Genomic DNA, 1662 nt, shown 5'->3' on the forward strand with positions numbered 1-1662 from the left:
TTCCTCGCAAGCGACCTCGGGTCGTGGATCACCGGCGAGACCTACGTCATCGACGGCGGTGCCGGCGTCGCGGCGGGTGCCGCCGGCTGAGTGCTTGCCTGATGCGGTTCAGGATTTCGCACCGATCCTCGTCAGTCCCTGACCCACGCTGATCAGGCCGATTGCCCGGTGGTCACCCGGTGTCGCGGTCGGTCTGGTCAGGCTCGGGTCGGTGGAGGTCGGGGTGGTGGTGTCGGAGGTGGCGGGGGATGGTGGGGTCGATGAAGGTGACCCAGCGGCTGTCGAGCTTCTCGCCGAGTGGGTTTTCGTAGTCGCGGCGGATTGGTGGTGGTGGCGTCTGGTGGGTGTGGGTGGGCGCCCGACGCGCGGATCGGGTGTCCGCGGGCGTTGGTGAACGTCATCGTGTCGGGCTGGTCAGGATTGCCGTTGATGCCGAGGCGGTGCTTGTGGTGCATCCGATGATGTCGGGCACAGAGCGTGATCAGATTCGCAGTGTCGGTGCGCCCGCCGTCGGCCCAGTGTTGGATGTGGTGGATCTCCAATCGACGGGTGGTGTTGCAGCCGGGGACCTGGCAGTGGTGTTGGTCGCGATGCAGGATGCTGCGGCGGGTGCGGTCGGGGATGGTGCGTTGTGTGCGTCCGACCGAGATCGGGATGGCGTTCTTGACGTGGATCGGGTCGATCGCGCCGTCGCAGGTGAGCAGGCGAGCGATCGAGTCGGAGAGGACGTCGCCGTGGTCGGTGCGCACCGTGGCATCGAGGTTGAGGTGCAGGTTGACGCGGTACCGATTGCGACGAGCCGGTTCGGCGATCGAGTCGAGTGAGCGTTGCGCGAGTTCCACCAAGGCGTCGACGTGGGACACGATTTGCAACGCGCCGTCGGCATCGCTGCCGCGGTTCTCGCGGGCGACGACGGCGTCGCGAGCTTCATCGAGCGCGTTCTCGACGACCGCTCCGAGGTCGAGATCGAGGTCGGCGTGCAACCACCACCGCCCATCGGGACCGACTCCGTAGCTGACACGATTCGGATCTGGATCGGGCTCGGGCGCTGCCGTTGTGGTTGGCGCAGGCTCGGTCGCGTCATCGTCGGAGGACGTCGCCTCGTCGTTGGATGCGGGCGTGCTGTCGTTGTCGGCGCCACCGGCAGTTCATCGGCACGCCGGGCAGCGGCGACGAGATTGCCGGCCAGATGAGGTCCGACCGCGCAGCGCCACGCCAGATACTGCTGGGGTGTGCAGAGCCCGTCGCCCTGCCAGTCACGCTTGTCGGCGTTGACGAGCCAGATCGTGAGGTCGAGCAGCCGACCCATCTGGGCATTCAGCTGTCCGGCGACGTCATCACACACCGACTCGAACGTGTCGCCGTCGATCACATCGATCGGGCCGACCGGGTCGGGTGAGTCGCTCGTCGAACTCATACCAGTAGGGTACACGTGTTCGATCCAAAGACCAAGGGCTGTGCGAAGACAAATCGTGATCCACGAGGCGTGGTGATCGCATCGGCAGATCTCGCACGCGTTGAACCGCTCATGCCCACCCGGAACCTCGGGTGCACCTAGTGTCCTCAGCCGTGCGACAGACGGGCGATCGCCGATGAGCGACAACGAGATCATCGTCGGACTGTCGTCGATCCTCGTCCTGGGGATCGGGGCCCAGTGGATCG

The 1662-nt window shown here is 66.1% G+C and carries 1 protein-coding gene; it reads right to left on the reverse strand.

What is annotated here, in order from left to right:
* Positions 1-197: 197 nt before the first annotated feature.
* Positions 198-983: an HNH endonuclease gene (locus WBV89_RS00125; protein ID WP_423979318.1), complete on the reverse strand. Its 786-nt coding sequence runs from the start codon at positions 981-983 to the stop codon at positions 198-200.
* Positions 984-1662: the final 679 nt, after the last annotated feature.

The organism is Ilumatobacter sp. (assembly GCF_049588435.1).
Lineage (GTDB): Bacteria > Actinomycetota > Acidimicrobiia > Acidimicrobiales > Ilumatobacteraceae > Ilumatobacter_A.